Origin of the sequence: Pseudoclavibacter sp. JSM 162008, assembly GCF_041366455.1 — a bacterium.
GTDB lineage: Bacteria > Actinomycetota > Actinomycetes > Actinomycetales > Microbacteriaceae > Pseudoclavibacter.
The window spans coordinates 249804-271830 of the sequence record NZ_JBEWYX010000002.1; the positions used below are offsets into that span (position 1 = coordinate 249804).

General features: G+C 68.1%; 18 protein-coding genes. 6 read left to right on the plus strand and 12 right to left on the minus strand.

Going from position 1 to position 22027, the window contains the following annotated elements; genetic code table 11:
- Positions 1-71: 71 nt before the first annotated feature.
- From glgX to glgB, 3 genes are all read left to right on the plus strand, one after another.
- Positions 72-2204, plus strand: coding sequence for a glycogen debranching protein GlgX (glgX, locus tag ABVF28_RS02620; RefSeq protein WP_258068055.1), 2133 nt, complete (start codon positions 72-74; stop codon positions 2202-2204).
- A 366-nt stretch (positions 2205-2570) separates the two neighbouring features.
- Positions 2571-4565 (plus strand): alpha-1,4-glucan--maltose-1-phosphate maltosyltransferase, encoded by a 1995-nt coding sequence (locus ABVF28_RS02625; protein WP_179557603.1) that lies wholly within the window; start codon positions 2571-2573, stop codon positions 4563-4565.
- A gap of 57 nt (positions 4566-4622) precedes the next feature.
- Complete coding sequence (glgB, locus tag ABVF28_RS02630; protein ID WP_371029380.1) at positions 4623-6827, plus strand: 1,4-alpha-glucan branching protein GlgB; 2205 nt, start codon at positions 4623-4625, stop codon at positions 6825-6827.
- A 77-nt stretch (positions 6828-6904) separates the two neighbouring features.
- Here the strand turns inward: glgB and ABVF28_RS02635 are convergent, their stop codons facing one another.
- On the minus strand, positions 6905-7885 hold the full coding sequence (locus ABVF28_RS02635) for a tetratricopeptide repeat protein (protein WP_371029381.1): 981 nt from the start codon (positions 7883-7885) through the stop codon (positions 6905-6907).
- Positions 7878-10283 (minus strand): hypothetical protein, encoded by a 2406-nt coding sequence (locus ABVF28_RS02640; RefSeq protein WP_371029382.1) that lies wholly within the window; start codon positions 10281-10283, stop codon positions 7878-7880. Before ABVF28_RS02640 ends, ABVF28_RS02635 begins: the two co-directional genes overlap by 8 nt.
- Before the next feature lie 333 nt (positions 10284-10616).
- Between ABVF28_RS02640 and ABVF28_RS02645 the strand changes: the two genes are divergently transcribed.
- The 3 genes from ABVF28_RS02645 to ABVF28_RS02655 all read left to right on the plus strand — a co-directional run bounded on the left by ABVF28_RS02645 (position 10617) and on the right by ABVF28_RS02655 (position 14304).
- On the plus strand, positions 10617-12086 hold the full coding sequence (locus ABVF28_RS02645) for a DivIVA domain-containing protein (RefSeq protein WP_371029383.1): 1470 nt from the start codon (positions 10617-10619) through the stop codon (positions 12084-12086).
- An 85-nt stretch (positions 12087-12171) separates the two neighbouring features.
- Positions 12172-13218: an AI-2E family transporter gene (locus ABVF28_RS02650; protein WP_104311352.1), complete on the plus strand. Its 1047-nt coding sequence runs from the start codon at positions 12172-12174 to the stop codon at positions 13216-13218.
- A 63-nt stretch (positions 13219-13281) separates the two neighbouring features.
- Positions 13282-14304, plus strand: coding sequence for a putative zinc-binding metallopeptidase (locus tag ABVF28_RS02655; protein ID WP_371029384.1), 1023 nt, complete (start codon positions 13282-13284; stop codon positions 14302-14304).
- Here the strand turns inward: ABVF28_RS02655 and ABVF28_RS02660 are convergent.
- The 10 genes from ABVF28_RS02660 to tsf form a co-directional block, all read right to left on the minus strand.
- Positions 14276-15010: an alpha/beta hydrolase gene (locus tag ABVF28_RS02660; protein ID WP_371029413.1), complete on the minus strand. Its 735-nt coding sequence runs from the start codon at positions 15008-15010 to the stop codon at positions 14276-14278. The genes ABVF28_RS02655 and ABVF28_RS02660 overlap by 29 nt on opposite strands.
- A gap of 20 nt (positions 15011-15030) precedes the next feature.
- Entirely contained in the window at positions 15031-15387 is a 357-nt protein-coding gene (locus ABVF28_RS02665) for a hypothetical protein (RefSeq protein ID WP_371029385.1), read from the minus strand.
- A 104-nt stretch (positions 15388-15491) separates the two neighbouring features.
- Positions 15492-16250 carry a lytic transglycosylase domain-containing protein gene (locus tag ABVF28_RS02670; protein ID WP_371029386.1) on the minus strand — a complete coding sequence of 253 codons (759 nt, stop codon included), beginning with the start codon at positions 16248-16250 and terminating at the stop codon, positions 15492-15494.
- Positions 16251-16389: 139 nt separating this feature from the next.
- Entirely contained in the window at positions 16390-17043 is a 654-nt protein-coding gene (locus ABVF28_RS02675) for a transglycosylase family protein (protein WP_371029387.1), read from the minus strand.
- Positions 17044-17124: 81 nt separating this feature from the next.
- Positions 17125-17733: a hypothetical protein gene (locus tag ABVF28_RS02680; protein WP_371029388.1), complete on the minus strand. Its 609-nt coding sequence runs from the start codon at positions 17731-17733 to the stop codon at positions 17125-17127.
- A gap of 94 nt (positions 17734-17827) precedes the next feature.
- Complete coding sequence (locus ABVF28_RS02685) at positions 17828-18388, minus strand: DivIVA domain-containing protein (protein ID WP_244296327.1); 561 nt, start codon at positions 18386-18388, stop codon at positions 17828-17830.
- A 55-nt stretch (positions 18389-18443) separates the two neighbouring features.
- Positions 18444-19475, minus strand: a complete 1032-nt coding sequence (locus ABVF28_RS02690; RefSeq protein WP_371029389.1) for a phosphatidate cytidylyltransferase — start codon at positions 19473-19475, stop codon at positions 18444-18446.
- A gap of 159 nt (positions 19476-19634) precedes the next feature.
- Positions 19635-20189, minus strand: a complete 555-nt coding sequence (frr, locus tag ABVF28_RS02695; RefSeq protein ID WP_104253187.1) for a ribosome recycling factor — start codon at positions 20187-20189, stop codon at positions 19635-19637.
- A 122-nt stretch (positions 20190-20311) separates the two neighbouring features.
- Entirely contained in the window at positions 20312-21037 is a 726-nt protein-coding gene (gene pyrH / locus ABVF28_RS02700; protein WP_104253188.1) for a UMP kinase, read from the minus strand.
- A gap of 151 nt (positions 21038-21188) precedes the next feature.
- Positions 21189-22019 carry a translation elongation factor Ts gene (gene tsf / locus ABVF28_RS02705; protein WP_371029390.1) on the minus strand — a complete coding sequence of 277 codons (831 nt, stop codon included), beginning with the start codon at positions 22017-22019 and terminating at the stop codon, positions 21189-21191.
- Between the last annotated feature and the right edge of the window lie 8 nt (positions 22020-22027).

The window sequence follows — 22027 nt, forward strand, 5'->3', positions numbered from 1 at the left end:
GAGCGCGCACGCACACGGTCCGTGCAGCCGCCATGCGGCGCCGACCATTCAATTCGAACAGTTTAGGCCTCATGCTCGACTCACAGACCCGCTCCGACCTCGGCGTCACCCACCATCAGGGGATCGCGCGCCTCCGCGTGTTCTCGGCGCACGCATCCGCGATGACCCTCTGCCTCATCGATGCCGACGGCACCGTCACACGAACTGTCGACATGGCCAGCATGCCGGGCGGCATCTGGCAGGCCGAATGCGCCGAGCTCGTGAACGGCCAGCGCTACGCGGTGCGCGCAGACGGGCCGACGACCGGCACCAGCGCCTTCGACAAGCACCGGCTGCTTGTCGAGCCGTACGCCAGGCAGGTCTCGAATGTCGGCACCGTCGCCGTGCCCATCTGGACGGCGCAGGTCGTCGAGTCGGAGCCGTTCGACTGGGGAACCGTGCGCGCGCCCCTGCTGCCGCTGCGCGACGTCGTCGTCTACGAGGCGCACGTCAAGGGGTTCACGCAGCTCGCCCCGCACATGCCGGAGCACCTCCGCGGCAGCTACGCGGGCCTCGCGCACGAGGACACGATCGCCTACCTGCAGTCCGTCGGCATCACGGCCGTCGAGCTGCTGCCCGTCCACGCGTTCGCCTCCGAGTCGTTCCTGCGACGCCAGGGGATGGCGAACTACTGGGGCTACAACACGCTCGGCTTCTTCGCCCCGCACGCCGACTACGCCTCCCCAGGCGCCCGCGCCGCCGGCCCGCACGCCATCGCCCGCGAGTTCAAGGGCATGGTGAAGCACTTGCACGCCGCCGGCATCGAGGTCTACCTCGACGTCGTCTACAACCACACGTCCGAAGGCGGCCGCGGCGACGAGACGTCCATGTTCCGGGGCCTCGACAACGCCACCTACTACCGCCACGACATGCACGGCAACCCCGTCGACCAGACCGGATGCGGCAACTCCCTCGACACGTCCGAGGCCATCGTGCGCGAGCTCATCATCGACTCGCTCCGCTACTGGGTCGAGGAGTTCCGCATCGACGGCTTCCGCTTCGACCTCGCGGCGACGCTCGGACGCAACGCGCACCACGCCTTCGAACGCCACCACCCGCTGCTCGAAGCCATCGTCAGCGACGAGCGCCTCTCGGACACCAAGCTCATCGCCGAGCCGTGGGACGTCGGCATGGGCGGCTGGCAGACGGGCAACTTCCCGGAAGACTGGTCGGAGTGGAACGACAGCTTCCGCGACCACGCCCGCTCATTCTGGGTGCGCGACATCGCCGAGGCGCGCAGCTCCGGCGTCCATCCCGAGGGTGCGGGCGCCTTCAGCACGTCGCTCGCCGGCTCGTCCAACATGTTCAGCGACGAGCGGGGGCCGCTGGCCTCGGTGAACTTCGTCACCGCGCACGACGGCTTCACCCTGCGTGATCTCGTCTCCTACAACGTCAAGCACAACCTGCAGAACGCGGAACTCGGTCGCGACGGCACCGGCGACAACCGCTCGTGGAACTTCGGAGTGGAGGGGCCGAGCGACAGCAGCAGCATCGAGACGCTGCGCCGCCGCTCGATGCGCAACCTCCTGAGCACGGTCCTCTTGAGCGCGGGTGTCCCCATGCTCACGGCCGGCGACGAGGTCGCGAGGTCGCAGAAGGGGAACAACAATCCCTACAACCAGGACTCGCCGCTCACCTGGTTCTCCTGGGACCTCAGCGAGATCCAGCTCGCTCAGCTCGCGCACACGAGACGACTCATCGAGCTGCGGGGGAAGCACCAGGTGCTGCGCCCGAGCAGCTTCAACCACGGGCACGCGCTGAGCGAGCACGGGACGAGGCGACGGTGGTTCGACGCGCTCGGCAACCCCATGGGCGACGGCTCCTGGCAGGGGCCCGGCGGCCGCACCCTGCAGGTGCTGCTCGACGCCTACATCCCCGAGGCAGACGCCGACTTCACGGGTGACGCGGTGCTCGTCGACGGCGAGCGGATGCTCGTCGACCGGCTTCTCCTCGTCATCCACGGCAGCGAGGACGACGCGGCGCTGCGGGCACCCGCCGTCGACCAGGTCACGGGCTACCGTCTGCTCTGGGATTCGACGCACGAGCACCCAGATGAGGCGCTTAGCTCGAGCCGCGTGCTCGTACCAGGACAGCTCACCGGCCTCGCGGGGCCCTCGGTGCAGGTGTACGCGGTGGATGTGGAGCACGCGCACCACCACATCTGATCGGACACCGTGCGGGACGTCGTTCACATTCCGTGACACGCGGACAGCCCCGTTGAGGGTGGGTGTTGGTAGCGTTCGGTTGTGGCAACGACACCAGCGTCAGAAGACCAGATTCCACCGAGCCGCCCGCGTCGGGCGACCGCCAAGCGAGTGAGCGCCTCGCCGAAGGCAGCTCCGGCTCCAGAGGCGACACCGGCGACGAGCGAGTCAGCCCCGGCGACCAGCCAGCCAGCGCCGGTCGTGCAGGCTCCAGCCAAGGTGACGCGCGCGCGCAAGCCGAAGGCGTCGGCGGCGAAGCCCGCGGCCGCAGCCGCCGTTGCGACGGCGCTCCCGTCGACGGGCGACCAGTTCCCCGGCTCCGGGTACGTGCCAGCGATCGGGCGCATCCCGATCCTCGACCTGCAGCCGCAGCTCGTCGACAACCTCTTCCCCACGAAGGGATACGTCGGGGACGTCGTCCCGTTCTCCTGCGTCTCCTTCCGCGAGGGGCACGACATCATCGGCGTCGAGCTCGTGCTGACCGCACCTGGCGCACAGCCGGAGCGCATCCGCATGCAGCCTGGCCCGAAGGGCACCGACTCCTGGCTTGCCGAGGCCCAGGTCACGGTGGCGGGCACCCACGAGTGGTGGATAGAGGCCTGGAACGACGACTTCGCGACCTGGCAGCACAACGCGGAGATCAAGATCCCAGCCGGCATCGACGTCGATGTGATGCTCGAGCTCGGTGCGCAGGTCGTCGACCGCGCTGCCACCAACCCCGAGCTCACCAGCCATCAGAGCGCCGTGCTGCGGGATGCGGCGACCGCGTCGCGCTTCACGTCGCGTTCCGCGTCCTTCCGTCTCGCGTCCCTCCTCGCCGACGACGTGCTCGAGGTCATCGAGGCGCACCCCGTGCGCTCCCTCGTGACGAGCTCCGCCAAGCGCAGCATCCAGGTCGACCGCGCCCTCGCCGGGAACGCGGCCTGGTACGAGTTCTTCCCGCGCTCGGAAGGGGCGACGCAGGCGGCGGACGGCAGCTGGACCTCCGGCACCTTCCGAACCGCAGCCGAGCGGGTCCCCGCAGTCGCGGCCATGAACTTCGATGTGCTCTACGTGCCCCCGATCCACCCGATCGGCCGCACCAATCGCAAGGGCCCCAATAACTCGCTCACGACAGAACCCGGCGACCCCGGCTCGCCGTGGGCCATCGGTGCCGCAGAGGGCGGGCACCGCGACATCCACCCCGACCTCGGCACGGTCGAGGACTTCCGCTACTTCGTCAGCGAGATCGAGAAGAACGGCATGGAGCTCGCCCTCGACCTCGCGCTGCAGGCCACGCCTGACCACCCCTGGGTCGCCGAGCACCCGGACTGGTTCACGCAGCTGCCGGACGGCAGCATCGCCTACGCAGAGAACCCGCCCAAGAAGTACCAGGACATCTACCCGATCAACTTCGACGGAGACCGCAACGGCCTCTACGCCGAGGTCCTCGAGACGGTCGAGTACTGGATCGAGCTCGGGGTCAAGATCTTCCGCGTCGACAACCCGCACACGAAGCCGCTGCAGTTCTGGGAGTGGCTCATCCACGAGGTGAACGCCAAGCACCCGGAGGTCATCTTCCTGGCCGAGGCATTCACCCGCCCCGCCATCATGCACGCGCTCGCGAAGGCCGGATTCCAGCAGTCGTACACCTACTTCACCTGGCGCAACACGAAGCAGGAGCTCGAGGAGTACCTCACCGAGGTCTCGAAGGAGTCGAGCGACTTCCTTCGCCCGAACTTCTTCGTCAACACTCCGGACATCCTCACCGAGTACCTGCAGCAGGGCGGGCGGAACGCAGCCAAGATCCGCGCCATCGTCGCCGCCACCTCCTCGCCGCTGTGGGGCGTCTACGCCGGGTTCGAGCTCGCCGAGAACGTGGCACGTCCGGGCTCGGAAGAGAACATCGACAACGAGAAGTACGAGTACAAGCAGCGCGACTGGGCCGCCCAGGAGGCGAGCGGCTACTCGCTCGCCCCGCTCCTGACGAAGCTCAACGAGCTGCGGCGCGCCAACCCGGCACTGCAGCAGCTGCGAAACTTCGAAGTGCAGTTCAGCGACAACGAGAACGTGCTCGTCTTCTCCAAGCACCTGCCGGCCGAGTACTCCCCAGACGGCGTCTCCAACACGGTCATCGTCGCGGTGAACCTCAATCACTCCGGCATCGAGGAGGCGACGGTCTACATCGACCAGACCAAGTTCGGCTTCGCCGCCGACACGGAATTCGGCGTGGAAGACCTCCTCAGCGGGCACGAGTGGATCTGGGGCGGCGCGAACTACGTGCGCCTCGACCCCTCCACCCTCCCCGCGCACATCCTGCGCGTCAGGCACTCGGCACTCTGACCCGTCGTTCGGCCGCGCCGCGAGGCGCGGCCGAACGATCTCGAGAACGGAAACACCATGACCGACGAACTCCAGCCAGCGGCCCCAGTGACGACCAGCATTCCCGACGGTGAGCTGCGCGCAGTCGCCGACGGCACGCACTCGGGACCGCACGCGATCCTCGGGCAGCACCTGCAGGGAGACGGGCGCACGGTCATCCGTGCGCGACGCCCCCTCGCCGAGCGTGTGACAGCGATCCTCACCTCGAGCGGCGAACGGGTCGGGCTGCACCACCTCGCCCACGGCATCTGGCAGGGCGCACACGAGCACGGCCTCGACGACTATCAGCTCGAGACGGTCTACACGGACGGCGTCCCCCACACGGTCGACGACCCGTACCGGTTCCTCCCCGTCGTCGGTGAGGTCGACCAGTTCCTCTTCGGCGAGGGCCGCCACGAGCGGCTCTGGCACGTGTTCGGTGCCCACCACCGCGAGCACTGGGGCACCCACGCACCGGTGTCTGGCACCTCGTTCGTCGTGTGGGCACCGCACGCCCAGGCAGTTCGGGTCATCGGCTCCTTCAACGGCTGGGACGGCCGAGCGCACGCGATGCGACGCCTCGATGCCCTCGGCATCTGGGAGCTCTTCGTGCCGGGCGTCTCGCCGCACGAGACCTACAAGTTCCAGATCCGCACCGCGTCAGGCGAATGGGTGGAGAAGGCAGACCCGCTCGCGCTGCACGCCGAGCAGCCGCCGCAGACCGCATCCGTCATCGCGACCCCCAGCACGTACGAGTGGGGCGACGACGACTGGATGAGCGCGCGGGCGCAGAAGGACCCGCACACGGGCCCCATGACCACGTATGAGCTCCACGCGATGTCCTGGCGGCCGGGCCTCGGGTACCGGGAGCTCGCCGACCAGCTCGTCGAGTACCTCGATGGCCTCGAGTTCACGCACGTCGAGTTCATGCCGCTCGCCGAGCACCCCTTCGGCGGCTCGTGGGGCTACCAGGTCACCGGCTACTACGCGCCCACGTCGCGCCTCGGCTCGCCAGACGACCTGCGGTACCTCATCGACCGGCTGCACCAGGCCGGCTACGGCGTCATCATGGACTGGGTGCCCGGGCACTTCCCCAAGGACAGCTTCGGCCTCGCGGAGTTCGACGGGCAGGCGCTCTACGAGCACGCCGACCCGCGCCTGGGCGAGCAGCTGGACTGGGGCACCAAGGTGTTCAACTTCGGCGACTCCCAGGTGCGCAACTTCCTCGTCGCCAACGCGCTCTACTGGCTCGAGGAGTTCCACATCGACGGTCTCCGGGTCGACGCCGTGGCCTCGATCCTGTACCTCGACTACTCGCGCGAGGAGTGGGTGCCGAACATCCACGGCGGACGCGAGAACCTCGAGGCCATCGCCTTCCTCCAGGAGGTCAACGCCACCGCCTACAAGCTGTACCCGGGCATCGCGATGATCGCGGAGGAGTCGACGAGCTGGGCCGGGGTGACCAAGCCGACCGAGTGGGGCGGCCTGGGCTTCGGGCTCAAGTGGAACATGGGCTGGATGAACGACAGCCTCCGCTACGTGGAGCGCGACCCGATCTACCGTTCGCACCATCAAGGCGACCTGACCTTCTCGTTCGTGTACGCCTGGAGCGAGCGGTTCCTGCTCCCCATCAGCCACGACGAGGTCGTCCACGGCAAGGGCTCCCTGTACTCCAAGATGCCGGGTGACGAATGGCAGAAGCTCGCGGGCACGCGGCTCTTCCTCGCCTACCAGTGGGGACACCCGGGCAAGCAGCTCCTCTTCATGGGCCAGGAGTTCGCTCAGCAGACGGAGTGGAGCGAGTCCCGCGGCCTCGACTGGTGGCAGCTGGACAACCCGGGCCACGCCGGTGTGCAGCGGCTCGTGGGCGACCTCAACCGGCTCGCGAAGAACGAAGGCGCGCTGTGGCAGCGCGACGACGACCCTTCCGGGATGGTGTGGTTGAGCGGTGACGACGCGGCCAACAGCGTGCTCGCATTCGCTCGCCGTGGCCACGATGGCACCCCCGACGTCGCGATGGTCTTCAACTTCTCCAACCAGGTCATCAGCGGCTACCGTCTCGGCCTGCCGCACGCCGGCCGCTGGTCCGAGGTGCTCAACACCGACGCCGAGACCTACGCGGGATCGGGTGCAGGCAACTACGGCTCCGTCACGACCGAGGAGACCCCGTCGCACGGGTTCGCGCAGTCGGCGGCCGTCACCGTGCCGCCGCTCGCCGCGGTCTGGTTCAAGTACGAGGGCTGATCGGCCCGCACGCAGCAACGACGAGGCCCGGATACGATCTGATCGCATCCGGGCCTCGTCGTCGTCGCACCGCGACGTCAGAACAGCAGGTTCGTGAGCCTTGCACGTGCCGCGCCGACGCGCGGGTCGGCGACACCGACGACCAGGAACAGGTCGAGGAGGCGTTCGCGAACGGCCGTCTTCCCCTCGGCGTCGAGCTTCGGGAACAGCGTGAGGAGGCGATCGAAGGCGTCGTCGATGTGCCCACCCGACAGGTCGAGGTCGGCGACGTCCAGCTGCGCGTCGAGGTCGTCGGGCGCGGCTGCAGCGCGCTGCCGGATCTCCTCGAGCGTCTTGCCCTGGAGGCGCACGAGGAGCTGAACCTGCGCGAGACCAGCTCGAGCCTCGTCGTCGGCGGGGCGCTCAGCGAGAGCGCGCTCGTAGGCGTCCACGGCGGCCGCGTAGTCGCCGCGCTCGAGCGCCTCGAAGGCCTCCGCGTGCAACGGCGGCAACGGCGGGGCGGCAGGCTCCTGCGCCTCCGCGTCGTCCTCGGGCGTCCCATCCACGGCGACATGGCCGGTCAAGCCCTGCTGGGCTGCGACCTGCAGGATCTCGCCGACGATCTGGGTGATCTGCTCCTCAGGCGGGTTGCCGGAGAACAGCTGCAGGGGCCGACCGCCGATGATGGCGATGACCTGCGGCTGCTGACCGAGCTGCGGGTGAGCATCCAGGTCGACGCGCACGAGCACGACCCGACCCTCAGCCCCGCGGACGATGTTGGCGAGAACCGGCGAGAGCGCCTGCGCGTCGCTGGACCATGCCGCGTGCATCTCGACGATGACGGGCAGGAACTGTGAGAGCTGCATGAACTGCTCGAGCGTCTGCTCATCGGCGTCGACCACGACATCCGGCAGGGTCGCAACGGGCTCCCCGGCCGCAGGTGCGGCCGCCTGGCCTGGTGCCCCGCCTGCCGGGGCTTGCGGGGCCTGGCCGGCCGGGGTGCTCGCGCGCTGCACGAGCGAGGAGAGATCGACTGCTCCGTAGAGACTTGCTGGGTTGAGCGGTGGGGTTTCAGCCATAGGTAACCTCGTTCGCGTTGAGCTGGCGTGCGCCGGTCATGGTGTTGGCGAAGCCGAGCAGTTGGATTGCGCCGCCTGTCGCTTCAGACGGCACGTAGAACATGAGCTGGTTCGTGTAGAGGGTCTCGAATCCCAGCGACGACGAGCTGGCGCCTGCGAGGGCCGCGGTGCGCCCCTGCACGCTGAGGGTCGCGAGCTGGGTACGCGCGCTCAGCTTCTCGACCTCCTCGATCGAGACGGCGACGATCGCCCCGCCGTCGAGCGTCTGCACGCCGAAGGGCGGGTCATCGGTCTGCCGCGTCTGGAACTCGATGCGTGCGGCGTTCGCGTCGATCTCGCCGGAGACCGCGGCCCGAGCCTCGGAGATCTGCGTGCGCAGCGAGTCGCCGTCGGGAGAGAACAACGCGGCGAACTGCGAGCCGTCGCCGTTGCTGATGACGTCCGCGTAGGCCCCGGCGAGCTCCTCCGGTGCGATGACGAGCGGCTGCTCGAGTCCGTCGATGCCTGGGGCGCCGATCTCGGCCGGAGCGGCTTCCGGCAGCGTGACATCGGGGGTGAGCTGCACGATGGAGGCGACCTTGTAGGTGTCGCGGGCGCTCGACTGCGTCAGCATGATCCCGAACGGTGCCGTCGGGGTCTCTCCCCCGGCTTCGCGAACCACGAAGATCGACTTCGGCCACGAATCTGACGCCTGCGGGACGGCGTAGACGACCTCGCCCGTGGGGAACGCGACGGGCCCCGGGAGGGCGTTGTCGGCCGCCTTCGCCTGGTACTCGGCTGCTCGCTCCTGGTAGGCGGCCTGCGTGAAGCGCGGCTTCAGCCCGTCCGGGTTGTTCGCAGCGTCGCCCTCCTGGGCGAGGCGCGCAGCGTCGTCGAGAATCTCGGTGAGCTGCTGCGAGTTGACGGCCGGGAGAGCTTCGCCCTCGGTGAGCAGCGCCTGGTCGATGGATGAGGTCGGGGTCGGAGTCGTCGGTGCGCTCGTGGATCCACCGAACTGCTCCGGCCAGAAGTCGGCCGAGCATCCGGTGAGTGCGATCGACCCGACGAGCAGCACCGGGATGAGCCTGAAGAGGCGCTTCGGGGCCTGGCTGCGGTCACGCCCGCGGGGCCGGCGCCACTGCTGGGGCTCTGCGGCCGGCGTGCCAGCTGCAGGGGCCTCAGGGCTCGGCCCGGACGCGTCACCCGATGGCGGCTCTCCGGCATCCGAGGAGTCGTCGTCGCGCTCGTCCCCGTCATCCTTCGTGGAGGGCTCGGGTCGGTCCTCGTCCGTCGGCGCAGCCGCGGGTGCCGGTTCGGCGTGGGCGTCGGGCTGGGCGAGCGGAGCTGCGTCGACAGTTTCAGCTTCAGGTTCGGAGGACGTGGATGGGGCGCTCCAGCTGAACGGGTCGTCGACGGCCGCTGGCGTTCCCTCGGCCGCAGGTGCGGCGGCAGGAACGGGCGCTTCTGCGCTCGGAGCCCGGAACGAGGGGAAGGCCGGTGCGTCTGTCTGCCGCGAGTGCTCATCCGCAGCCGCGGGAGGGGCCCATGCATGGCCAGGCTGCTCGTCTGGTGCGCCTGCGCGGGAGTTCACGTCCGCGGGCTCCGGCTGGGTGCCCTCGGAGAGCCTGACCGAGGCCGCGACCACGCCCTGCGATTGCTCGACCGGGTCCACATCCGCGGCATCGAGTCCGTCGTCGGCGCTGGGAGCCGAACGCCCGAACGCGAACGCCGGTGTCGTGGCGGCCTCCCCAACCGCGGGAGCATCCGTCGAGGCCTCCGGTTCGAGCACGTCGTGAGTCTGGCGCTGGGGCTTGGAGCGGCGGCGCATGCTCAACAGCGCCCAGAGCAGGAGACCGAGGGAGATCAGCAGGAGCACTCCACCGCCGAGCAGGAGCGGACCGGCCATGGGCGCGCGGCCGTCGAGCGGCCAGGAGATGGACACCTGGCTCGGCGCGGGCGACTCGCCGTCGGACTGGACGAGGAGCGCGAAGCCGACCGGCAGGGTCTGCTCCAGCTTGAGTTCACCATCACCCTCGTACTCCTGGAACCACAGGTCATTGCCGAGGATGTTCGGTGCCGTCGTCTCGTCAGCCGATGCCTCGCCCGGGGTGAAGACCAGCGCGCCGCTCGTGTCGTCGAGCGTGACGATCTCGTGCTGGGTCGTGCCGACCCAGCCAGCGATGTCAGCCTGACGACCGATCGCGACGCGGATGGGTCCGTCCCCGCTGATCGTGATGGACTGCGTCCCCGCGTGCTCGATGAGCGTGTCGCTCGGGATGACGAGCAACGGCGACTCCTGGGACACCGTTCCGGTCGCCACGACCGAGTCGGCAGCCCTCGCTTCCGTGACCTGCAGCCAGCCGACGACGAGCAGCGCCGCACTTCCGAGGAATGCGATCGCGGCTATGATGAATCTCACTGAGTGACTCCTTCTCGAGTGATTGCGCCGTGCATCGTTTGTGCGCTCGACGTGCTCCTCTCGCGAGGGTGCCGTCGTCGTCCATGAGGTTCATGGCGACTCTCGACCCCTCAATCTAACGCACCATGCCCGCACTTCCCCTGGAATACGCCGGTGTCGGCCGGGAAAAGTGCCAAAGTCGGGTCTCGCGGAGAGCGAACCCCGAACTTTTCACGCGGGTTCCCACCGCCCTTCTGTACCTCATCAGGCTGCGTCTCCCACCCGCCGTCTAGACTTCACGATGTGCGCACGCGGTGGTCGCGCACTCGCAACCTGACTCACGCGGAGGCGTTCTTGGCATTCGACGACATCAACTTCAATACAGCGATGCGCGGTTACAACCGCGAAGAGGTCGACGAGGTCATCAGGTCGCTGCGCACCCAGCTCGCCCAGGCCGGGAACCAGGATTCCGGCGCGAGCCGCGAGATCGCGGCCATGCGCACCCGGATCAAGCAGCTCGAGACGGAGCTCAACGAGGTCGGCAACCCCACCTACTCCGGGCTCGGCACGAAGCTCGCCGGCACGCTCGCGACGGCCGAGCAGCAGGCCCAGAAGCTCACCGCCGAAGCCCAGCGCGAAGCGGACAAGATCCTGAGCGAGGCCCACCGAAACGCTGCGCGCATCCACCAGGAGGCGAACGACTACGCAGAGCGCGTCACGCGGGAGGCCGATGTGCGGGCGTCTCGCGTCTTGAGCGACTCTCGCTCGGAAGCGGACAGCCTTCTCGAGAACGCCAAGCAGGAGGCCGACCTCACCCGCACCAACCAGGAGCGTGAGATCGAGACCGTCAAGGACCAGGTCACGACCGAGCTCCGTGAGCTGCGGCACTCCACCGACCTCGAGATCAGCGCGCTGCGCGCGTCCGTCGAGGAGGAGCTCGCGACCAAGCGCCAGGCTGTCGAGAACGAGATCGCCGAGTCCGCGGCTCGACTCTCCGAGCGCCAGCGCGAGATGGACAAGGTGCGAGCCGACTTCGAGCGCGAGGCCGCCGCTCGGCGCACCCAGATGGAGCACGAGCAGGAAGCCGCGCGGCAGCTCGCGAAGGGTGAGATCGATGCACTCCGCGAGGGTTCGGTGCGGGAGCTCAACGCGAAGCGCACGGAGCTCGATGTCGAGCTCTCCAAGCGCCGCAACGCGTTCGAGCAGCAGCTCGTCGCAGCTGGCCGGAAGGCGGAGGCGGCCGCGAAGAAGCTCATCGACGATGCCACCGAGCAGCTGGCCGATCTGAACCAGCGCAGCGAGCAGGTCCGACGCGAGGCGGGCAAGATCATGGCCGATGCACGCCGCCGAGCGCAGGAGACGCAGGACCAGGCGGAACGCAAGGCAGCCGATCTCCTCGAGACCAGCAACAAGCAGGCTCGCGAGCGCAACACCGAGGTGGAGCAGCACACGAAGAGCCTGCTCGACAATGCCGAGCAGCGCCTCTCCGAGCTCCGCGAGGAGCGCGACCAGGTGCAGAGCTACCTGGATCAGCTCAAGCGGGCGTTCTCGCGCACCGATTTCAGCCTGCCGGAGGCGGACGAGCAGATCACGAAGCGCCCGTCAGAGTCGGCGGATGAAACCCCGGCCTCGAGTGAAGACGCAGCCGGTGCGGAGGCTCACGCGTTCGCCCTGTCCAGCGGCGGAGCGCAGTCGGAGCCGAACGAAGCCGATGCGTCGACGGACGAGCCCACCAAGCAAGAGGATCCGGTTGCCGCCAAGTCCGGCGGCCAGAACCGTGGACAGAACGCCGGCCAGAAGCGTGGCGCACCCCGCCAGCGCTGACCCGCGCGGCGCGAGCTGAGGCGGCACCGCGCGTCTAGAATCGGATCCCGGTCTCCGGCCGGGATCCGATCAGGGGGAACACCGCATGCGCATCGAGAATCCGTTCAGGCTCGGCTTCATCGCCACGATCGGCGTCCTCGTAGCGCTGGTACTCGGCGGGATGATCGCCTCACTGAGCACGATCCTCACGTACATCGGTGCCGCGCTGTTCCTCGCGCTCGGCTTCGAGCCGATCATCGCCTTCCTCGAGCGCCACCGGTGGCCGAGATGGGCCGCGATCATCTCATCCCTCGGCGGCGCCGCGATCGCACTGGGGCTCGTCGTCTGGGCACTCATACCGAGCATCTCGACGCAGGTCGAGCAGCTCTCGGTCCGCTACTCGTCCATCGTGAACGACCTCGCCGGCTCCAACGTCATCGAGTGGGTCGACGAGCGCTTCCCTGACCTGCAGGCGCAGGAGTTCGTCACCGACGCGCTCGAATGGCTGCGCAACAACCTCGCCACCATCGGCGGCGGCGTGCTCGAGGTCGGCTTCGGGATCGTGAACGCCTTCTTCGGCGTGCTCATCGTCTTCATCCTCATGCTCTACTTCGTCTCGAGCATGAACAGCATCAAGCGTGGCTTCTACCAGCTGCTTCCCGCCTCCCGCCGAGCACGCACGGCCGAGCTGACCGAGCAGATCACCGCGTCCGTCGGAAAGTTCGTGCTCGGTCAGCTGGCGCTGGGCCTCGCGAACGGCATCCTCTCCTTCACGTTTCTGTCGATCATCGGCGCTTCGATGCCCGCCGTGTTCGCGGTCATCGCGTTCCTCGGCTCCCTCATCCCGCTCGTCGGCACGCTCTCGGCGTCGATCATCATCGTGCTGCTCCAGTTGGCGCTCCTGCCGGTCGACAGCAGCGTCTGGTGGATGGCGGCCATCTACTACGTCGTCTACATGCAGGTCGAGGCCTACCTCATCAGCCCGCGCATCATGAGCTCAGCCGTGCAGGTCCCCGGCGCGATCGTGGTCATCGCCGCGCTCACGGGCGGCACACTCCTCGGCCTCCTCGGCGCCCTCGTGGCCATCCCCATCGCCGCCGCGATCCTCCTCATCGTCAAACAGGTCTGGATCCCCGCGCAGAACGAGCGATAGCTCCGTCGGCGAGTTCGAGAGCTCGTCGCGGCAACGGCTCCTCGTGGCCCTATGATTCGAGGCGTGCTGAGCATCAAGTGCCCCCGTTGCGCGTCGCTCGTGATGCTCGAGTCGCTCGCGTGCGCCGCCTGCGCGACGCCGCTCGCGTTCCACGACGAGACCCAGGCCTTCGTCGACGTGAGTGGCGGTGTCGTGCTCGTCGACGGCAGGCTCTGGCGGTCCTGCGGCAACCGGGACTGGAAGTGCAACTGGCTCGTGGAAGACGGCATCGCCACGTCGTCGTGCCTGTCGTGCCGCCTCGTGCGCAAGCGCCCCGCATTCGACGACACGCTTGCGCTCGAGAAGCTTGCCGAAGCGGATGCGGACCGGCGGCGACTCGCGCAGTGCCTGCACCTCCGGCTGCCCATCGAGAGCTACGCGGACCACGACGGCGGCCTCGGCTTCGACCTGCTCTCGAGCCGGAGCTCGGGTCAGCGCGTCACGATCGGGCACGCGAACGGCATCATCACGATCGACCTGGCCGAGACGCTGGATGCGCACCGTGAGGCACTCCGCGTGCGTCTCGGTGAGCCGTACCGGACGCTGCTGGGCCACTTCCGTCATGAGATCGGGCACTACTACCAGTCGATCCTGCTCGACGACGAGGTGCTGCTGTCCGAGTGCCGCGAGCTGTTCGGCGACGAGCGAGCGAGCTACCGTGAGGCGCTCGACCGCCACTACCGGCTGGGAGCCCCAGAGGGCTGGTCGACCTCGTACATCTCGGAGTACGCGACGATGCACCCCTGGGAGGACTTCGCGGAGACCTTCGCGCACTACCTGCACATCCTCGGCTCGCTGTGGACGGCGGCCGCGTCGAACGTGCACCTGCAGCCGTCGACGACGCCCCTCATCGACTACACGGAGGAGCCCATCGAGCGGGTGCTCGCCGACTGGCACGAGGTGTCGCTCCTGCTCAACCGCTTCAGCCGGGCGATGGGTCAGAACGACCTGTACCCGTTCGTGCTGAACGCTCCAACCGAGGTCAAGCTCGGCTTCATGCACCGCATCGTGACGCGCATCACTCGCCGGGCGTCCACGACGAGCTGAGCGGAAGGGCAGCAGGGTTCGTGCGCCGCACGATCTCCGTCAGCACGCGCTTCGTGTGCTTCTCCCCCACCCAGAGGTGCCGACCTTCGTCGACGGGCACCAGCTCCAAGTTGGGAAGGTGCGCGATGCGCTCCGCCGCCTCATCTGGCTTGAGGAAGTCGTCATGTTCTGGGACGACGAGCACGACTGGGATGGTCGCATCCGCCCAGCGGTCCAGCTCGTCCTGGCTCGTGCGGCGCAGGGGCGGGGAGAGCAGGATGAGCCCTTGGACATCGGGGTGCTCGTGCCCGTGCTTGAGCGCCAGCTCGGTGCCGAAGGACCAGCCGACGAGCCACGGGTTCGGCAGCCCTCGCTCGCGGACGAACGCCATCGCCGCCTCCACGTCAGCACGCTCCGTCTCGCCATCGCCGAACTCCCCGTCGCTCGTGCCGCGAGGCGACGTGGTGCCGCGCGTGTTGAAGCGGAGCACGGCGAGGTCGGCCTGGGCGGGGAGTCGAAGGGACGCCTTGCGGAGCACGTGCGAGTCCATGAACCCGCCGGCGGTGGGCAGCGGATGCAGGGTGACCAGTGTGGCGACGGGCTCCCGCTCGAGTGGCAGTGCCAGCTCGCCGACCAGCGTGAGGCCGTCGCTCGTGCGCAGCTCGATCTCCTCGCGGCGTGCGGGAAGCTCCGTGCCGCTCTTGATCTCGACCGTCGTGGCTTCCATAGGGGTCTTCGGTGCTTCAGTCACGCCATCCTCCAACAGTGGTTGTGCCAGTGACGCCGGGCCGCCAGCGCATGCTCGTCGCCCAGGATGCCCTCGGCGCGCCAGACGACGACGTGCGCGACGCCGGCCTCGACAGGATTCGGGCATCCGGGGCAGACGTAGTCCTTGACGGCTCGCACCGCGGAGATCGGCTGCACGGTGTACGGGACACCCCGACGCACCTCGGTTCGCCGCCATCCGTCGCGCAGGCGCTCGAGCTCGTCGGCTGCTCCTGTGGCGCGATCCGCGGCAGCCTGCTGGCGCTTCGCTGCCCGGCCGCCCCTCGCTCGGGACGAGGATTCCCCGCCTTGGCGGCGGGAGCGGTTCGAGCGGGGCATGCCGACCATTCTAGGAAGTCCGCCCGCACCGGACCGACAGACAACGCCGCGTGACCCGGAGGTCACGCGGCGTCGTCTGCTGTGCGCGCGGAGCGCCAGGCGTCTCAGTACCAGTTGTTGGCTTCCGAATGCGCCCAGGCGCCGCACGGGGTGCCGTAGCGGCCCTTGATGTAGTCGATGCCCCAGCGGATCTGCGTCGCGGGGTTGGTGCGCCAGTCGGATCCGTGGGTGGCCATCTTGCTGCCAGGCAGTGACTGCGGGATGCCGTAGGCGCCGGATGACGGGTCCTCAGCGGCGGCGTTCCAGCCGGACTCGCGCTGCCACAGCTTCTCGAGGCACGCGAACTCGCCGGTCCCCCAGCCCATCGACGCGACGATGTCGGCGGCGACGGCCTTCGAAGTGCCGGGATCCGGAGCCACGTAGTCGGGACTGCTGTACGAAGACGACGAGGAGGAGGATGACGACGACGAGGAGCTGGACTCCTCTTCCGTTGGCGTCGGGGTGGGAGTCGGTGTAGGCGTCGGCGTGGTCACGACGATGCCGGCCAGGTCGTTGCTGCGCGGTTCAGCGCTCGGGGCTGCGGCGCCCTCGTCAGCAACTGCTTCTTCGCCCTGAGCCTCGACTGCGGAGACGAGGCTGACCTGATACCCCTGGGCACCCGCCGCGGTGAGATCCGCGACGCTCGGCGCGATCGCCAGCGCCGGTGACGCGCCTCCGGCGACGCCAGCCTGCAGGACGGCGGTGAGCGCCAGCGCGCCAACTGCGGTGCTGGCTGCGATGGGGACGATGATCTTCGCCCGTGAGCGTCGTGCGGCTGTCGGACGCGCTGCTCGCGTCGAGCCGGTTCGCTGCAACGTGGTCATTGATCTCCCGGGGTTGGAACTAGGGACTCACCGAGGATAACGGAATGGTTACGGAATGGCAACGAAAGCGACGGCAGCCGCCCGGTCACTCTCGCCCGAGATGCACCAAGGCAGCAGCCTTGGGATGCCTGAGAACGGCCTAGTAGCAGCTCCACTGACCCCAGCCGGCCTTGGCTTGCAGCATCTTCGCGCGCATCGTCTGCTCTTCGACGGAGGCCTCAGATGGGAGGCCTGTCCCGCCAACGGACTGCCAGGTCGGGATCGAGAACTGGTAGAGACCGTAGTAGCCGGCTGGGTTCACCGCGGCCGGGTTGCCGCCGGACTCGCACTGGGCGATGCGGGCAAGCGTCGCATCCACGCTCGGGTCGGAAGAGACGTTGGCCTCTTCATACGAGCTGCCGCCGGACGAGCTGGTGTTCGGCGACGGCGCCTTGGGTGCAGGAGCTGGCTCCGGCTCCGGCTCCGGCGTGGGGGTCGGTGTCGGCGTGGTCACGACGATGCTCGCGATGTCGCTTGTGCGGGCGTCGGAGGCCTGCGCCTCATCGACTGCGGAGACAAGACTCACGGCGTATCCCTGTGCGCCAGCCACGGTGAGCTCGTCGACGGATGCAACGGAGAGCACCCCGCTCTCGCCATCGTTCTGAGCGCCAAGCTGCACCGTCGCGGTCACGGCGAGGGCCGCGATCGCGAGCCCAGCCAGGGTCGGCACGACAACACGAGCGCCGATGCGACGGCGGAGACCGGCGGGTCGAGAGGCCCGGGTTGAGCCGGTGCGGATATCTGTCGTGGTCATGCGGGTACTCCCAGGTGGTTCGCGTGTGCGCGGTCTTCAACTGCGGCGGTGCTCCGGCCAAGCCGAGCGGCGCCCCAGGACTCAGTAGGAGCCGTTGTGCTGGTTCCAGGCTGCGCAGGGGGTGCCCCACGCTCGGTCGATGTAGTCCATCCCCCACTTGATCTGCGTGATCGGGTTCGTCTTCCAGTCGGCACCCATGGTGGCGAGCTTCTCAGCGGGCCAGGACTGTGGGATGCCGTAGGCACCGGATTCGGTGTTCTCGGCCAGGTAGTTCCAGCCGGATTCCTTCATCCAGAGCTTGTCGAGGCAGGACATTTGGTCGGGGCCCCAGCCGTACTGGGACTTGACCATCTCCTCGGTGATCTTCTTGAGCGACGCGGGATCCGTCGGCACGACGTCGATGCTGACGCCCGAGCCCCGGTCGTCGATGGTGCCCCCCTGGGATGCCTCGCCTGAGACAGCCAGGACCGCGTACGCCTGGGCCTGCTCCTGCGAGAGCTCCTGCAGGTTCGGGCCGATGGAGGCATCCGCCGAGGCGGTGGCTCCGGCACCCGTGAGCGTCGTCACCGCGATGGCCCCTACTGCGACGACGCCGAGGGCCGCGGACCCGAAGATCGCGGCGCGGCGCTTCGCGCGTTGCTGACGGCGCTGGCGCGCACGCTCTCCGCGCGTTGCAGTGGCTTCCGGCATGGAGCTCCATCCGACGGGTCAAGGGGACCCGGCAATCGTTACGGGAAGGTCACGATTTGACAACGCTCAGGCCAACTGAAGGTGCGAGGGGGTCCTAACGAATCGCCAGCATGACGTCGATGACGGCATCGATGAGGAGGTCGACCTGCGTCTCCTTGTAGCCGTGGCGCTTCGGAGTGAATGCCACTCCCCTGACCTCGCGCAACGACATCGCCGTGCCACCACGCAGGAAGTCGGCGAGCCGACCAGAGAACTCGTCGACCTCCTTGACGTCGTACCCACGCTGCAGAACGGAGACGCGGTCGAAGCGCTCACCATCCTCACGGCGGAGTCGCGCCAGCACCGCGCGGGCCGTCGTCTTGGTCTCGCGGAGGAAGACCTCGCGGCCAACACGCTCAATGTGCTCATCACGCTCGCGAATGGCGACCGCGTCTTCGAGGCGCTCGAGCGCCGCATCCACGTGCGGAGCGGAATACCCGCCCTTGCGCATCGTGAACGCCGTGTGGCGGATGCTGCTCGTGGACAGGCGCTTGCCCTGCGTGCCGTTGTCGAAGTTGTCGTAGCGCTGCCGAGCGACGCGGAATGCACGGTCGACCTCTTCGGCGTCGTAGCCGAGGGTGCCACGAGGTGCCAGAGGGAATGAAGTGCTGCTCACGCCGACCATTCTGCCGCATCGTGAGCGAACATGGCGCAGGCTCCCCGGCGAGGCACTACCAGAGCGTCGAGTCGGCGCTCCAGAAATAGAGGGCGAACGCCATGGCACCCGAGGGCAGGATCGAGTCGATGCGGTCGAAGAACCCACCGTGACCCGGCAGCCAGGAGCTCATGTCCTTGATCTTCAGGTCGCGCTTGATCATCGACTCCGTGAGATCTCCGGCTGTCGCGGTGATCAGCAGCAGCGGGCCCATGATGAGGCCGAACCACCATTGCTGGTCGAGCAGGAACAGGCTCACGAGGATGCCGACGACCACGGACGTCAGCGCCGCACCCGCGAACCCCTCCCAGGTCTTCCCGGGGCTGATCTTCGGCGCGAGCTTGTGCTTGCCGAAGTTGAGCCCGAAGACGTACGCGCCGACGTCGACCGCCACGACGATGATGAGGAAGCCGAGCACCCACCATTGGCCGTCTTCCTGAGCTGTCAGGAGCACCGTGAACGAGCCCAGGTACGAGACGTAGATGAGGATCAGCGCCGCGGCGAGGAAATCACCCCAGACCGCTTTCCGGGGCGGGCGGTCCTTGGAGACGGAGGCTTCGACGAGCCGCCACACGGTGACGACGAACACGCCGACCAGCAGCGCGATCCATTGCCCGACGACCTCGAGGAAGTAGGCGGCGGGGATGATGGCGACCGCCGCGGCCACGAGCGGGATGCGCGGCACGTCACGTCCTGCTCCGCGCATCGCGCTCGCCAGCTCGATCGTCGCGAAAACGACCATGGCGATCGCGAACGGGATGAAGAGCTCTTTGACGAAGATCAGGCTCGACAGCAGCAGCGCGCCGAGCACCACCCCGAACAGCACGGCGAAGGCCAGGTTGCGCCCGCTGCGGGCGTTGATCGCGTCATTGCGCGCGCGCAGCTTGTCGCGTTGCTCTCGCACCTGCGTGCGCGCGTTCTGGGCCCTCGACTCCAGGTCGTGGAGGATGTTCGCGCCGGTGTCACCGAGCCGGGACTGGGAGCGGAGCGGCGCAAGCGGCGGGGCCAGCTCGCCGTCAGAGAGGGTGGGGAGCTCACGAGATGCCATCGGGTCCCCGACGACGGGCTCCGCATTACCCTCACCGGCCGCCGGACCGAAGGCGCTTGACGTGTCATGCGCTTCGGGCTCCGTCGCCGAGTCCCGGACCTCCGGGTCCGGACGTTCGCCGGGGTCCACCCCGTCACTCCCAGTCGTCGACACGAGTGATTAGACCTCGAGGAGCTCGGCTTCCTTGTGCTTGGAAGCCTCGTCGATGCGGTCGATGTGCGCCTTCGTGAACGTCTCGAGTTCCTTCTCGCCGCGAGTGATGTCGTCTTCGCCGACCTCATCCTTGAGAGCTTCGAGGTCGGTCTTCGCCTTGCGACGGATGTTGCGGACAGCGACGCGAGCTTCCTCCGCCTTCGTCTGCACCAGCTTCACGTACTCCTTGCGACGGTCCGCCGTGAGCTCCGGCATGACGACGCGGATGAGGTTGCCGTCGTTGCTCGGCGTCACGCCGAGGTTCGGGCGGGAGACGATCGCCTTCTCGATCTCCTTCAGCGCCGACTTGTCGTAGGGCGTGATGACCAGCACACGGGCCTCGGGCACCGCGATGGACGCGAGCTGCTCGAGCGGCGTGGCCGTTCCGTAGTAGTCGACGGGGATCTTCGTGAAGAGCTGCGGGTTCGCACGCCCCGTCCGCACCGTGGAGAAGTCTTCCTTCGCGTGGTCGACAGCCTTCGCCATCTTGTCTTTGGTCTCGGTGAGCACGTCGTTGATCACGGGGTGTCCTTTCCAGGGCGTTCTGCATCATCCTACCGAGGTGGCGGGATGCGCACGCTACGCGCGAGGGCGCGGCGCGCTGACGAAATTGTCGCGGGGTGACGGTGTCTGGCGGGCGGCGACTAGTCGAGGCTCGACGTGACGAGCGTTCCGATGTCCTCGCCCAGGATCGCGCGGGCGATGTTGCCCTCGGGGCTCATGCCGAACACTCGCATGTCCATGCCGTTGTCCATGCAGAGGCTGAAGGCCGTGGAGTCGACGACCTTGAGGCCGCGCTGGAGCGCATCCTGGTAGGTGACCGAGTGGAGGAGCTCCGCGGTCTCGTCGCGTCGCGGGTCGGCGGTGTAGACGCCGTCGACGCCGTTCTTCGCAACCAGCACCACGTCTGCGCCGACCTCCAGGGCGCGCTGAGCGGCAACCGTGTCGGTGGAGAAGTACGGAAGGCCCGCACCCGCACCGAAGATGACGACGCGGCCCTTCTCCATGTGGCGCTTCGAGCGCAGCGGGATGTACGGTTCTGCGACCTGGCGCATCTCGATCGCCGACTGGACGCGGGCCGGGGTTCCTGCCTGCTCGATGAAGTCCTGCAGCGCGAGGGCGTTCATGACGGTGCCGAGCATGCCCATGTAGTCAGCTCGTGCGCGGTCCATGCCGGCGTTGGCGAGCTGAGCTCCGCGGAAGAAGTTCCCGCCGCCGACGACGATGGCGACTTCCACGTCGCGTGCGGCAGCGGCGATCTCCTTGGAGATGCTCGTGAGCACCTCGGGATCAACACCCATCTTGCCTGCACCGAACGCTTCGCCAGAGAGCTTGAGGAGAACGCGTCTGCGCGGGGCCTGTGGTGACATGTGTGCTCCTTGTGGGGGTCGCTGATCGTCCACGAGCCTACCTTGTGCCGAGCGGGCGCACGTCTCAGGCGGGCGCCTCCGCCGGTGGCCGGAGACGCGAAACGGGGCCGGATGCTGCTGCATCCGGCCCCGAATTCGGGAACGTCTGGCGTTACGCGCCGACGCGAATGCGACCGAAGTCGAGGACGTTGACGTTTGCGGCGTCAGCGATCTTCTTCACGGTCTGCTTGTTGTCGCGAGCGTAGTCCTGCTCGAGGAGCACGATCTGCTTGAAGAAACCGGTCAGGCGACCTTCGATGATCTTCGGAAGAGCAGCCTCAGGCTTGCCCTCGCTCCGCGAGATCTCCTCGACGATGACCCGCTCCTTGTCGATTGCCTCGGCAGGAACGTCCTCACGAGTGAGGTACTGCGGGTCGAACATCGCGATGTGCTGAGCGATGCCGCGAGCCGTAGCCGCGTCGTCGCCCTCGTACGCCACGACGACGCCGACCTGCGGTGGCAGGTCCTGCGAGGTGCGGTGCAGGTAGATCTCGAAGTTGGCTCCCTTGAGGAGAGCCACCTTGCGGAGCTCCATCTTCTCGCCGAGGATCGCAGCGACGCCGTCGATGGTCTCCTTGACGGTCGTCCCGTCGACGGGGGCGGCGAGCGCCTCCTCGAGGGTCGACGCGCCAGCGGCGGCCACAGCATCGAGCACCTTCTCGGAGAGGGCGATGAACTTGTCGCCCTTCGCCACGAAGTCGGTCTCGGTTGCGAGCTCGATGAGCGTCGCGGTGCCGTTTCCGTTGTCCTTCGCGGCGACGAGGCCTTCACTGGTGGAGCGGTCAGCGCGCTTCGCGTTGCCCTTCGCACCCTTGAGGCGGAGGATCTCGACGGCCTTTTCCTTGTCGCCGTCGGCCTCTTCGAGCGCCTTCTTCGTGTCGACCATGCCAGTACCGAGCTGCTCGCGCAGCTCCTTGACATCAGCGAGGGTGAAGTTAGCCATGTGTGGGG

Excerpts from the sequence above, each read along its gene's own strand:
- glgX (WP_258068055.1), top strand. The coding sequence starts at position 72 with ATGCTCGACTCACAGACCCGCTCCGACCTCGGCGTCACCCACCATCAG.
- glgB (WP_371029380.1), top strand. The coding sequence starts at position 4,623 with ATGACCGACGAACTCCAGCCAGCGGCCCCAGTGACGACCAGCATTCCC.
- ABVF28_RS02635 (WP_371029381.1), bottom strand. The coding sequence starts at position 7,885 with ATGGCTGAAACCCCACCGCTCAACCCAGCAAGTCTCTACGGAGCAGTC.
- ABVF28_RS02650 (WP_104311352.1), top strand. The coding sequence starts at position 12,172 with ATGCGCATCGAGAATCCGTTCAGGCTCGGCTTCATCGCCACGATCGGC.
- ABVF28_RS02660 (WP_371029413.1), bottom strand. The coding sequence starts at position 15,010 with ATGGAAGCCACGACGGTCGAGATCAAGAGCGGCACGGAGCTTCCCGCA.
- ABVF28_RS02665 (WP_371029385.1), bottom strand. The coding sequence starts at position 15,387 with ATGCCCCGCTCGAACCGCTCCCGCCGCCAAGGCGGGGAATCCTCGTCC.
- ABVF28_RS02670 (WP_371029386.1), bottom strand. The coding sequence starts at position 16,250 with ATGACCACGTTGCAGCGAACCGGCTCGACGCGAGCAGCGCGTCCGACA.
- ABVF28_RS02675 (WP_371029387.1), bottom strand. The coding sequence starts at position 17,043 with ATGACCACGACAGATATCCGCACCGGCTCAACCCGGGCCTCTCGACCC.
- ABVF28_RS02680 (WP_371029388.1), bottom strand. The coding sequence starts at position 17,733 with ATGCCGGAAGCCACTGCAACGCGCGGAGAGCGTGCGCGCCAGCGCCGT.
- ABVF28_RS02690 (WP_371029389.1), bottom strand. The coding sequence starts at position 19,475 with ATGGCATCTCGTGAGCTCCCCACCCTCTCTGACGGCGAGCTGGCCCCG.
- pyrH (WP_104253188.1), bottom strand. The coding sequence starts at position 21,037 with ATGTCACCACAGGCCCCGCGCAGACGCGTTCTCCTCAAGCTCTCTGGC.
- tsf (WP_371029390.1), bottom strand. The coding sequence starts at position 22,019 with ATGGCTAACTTCACCCTCGCTGATGTCAAGGAGCTGCGCGAGCAGCTC.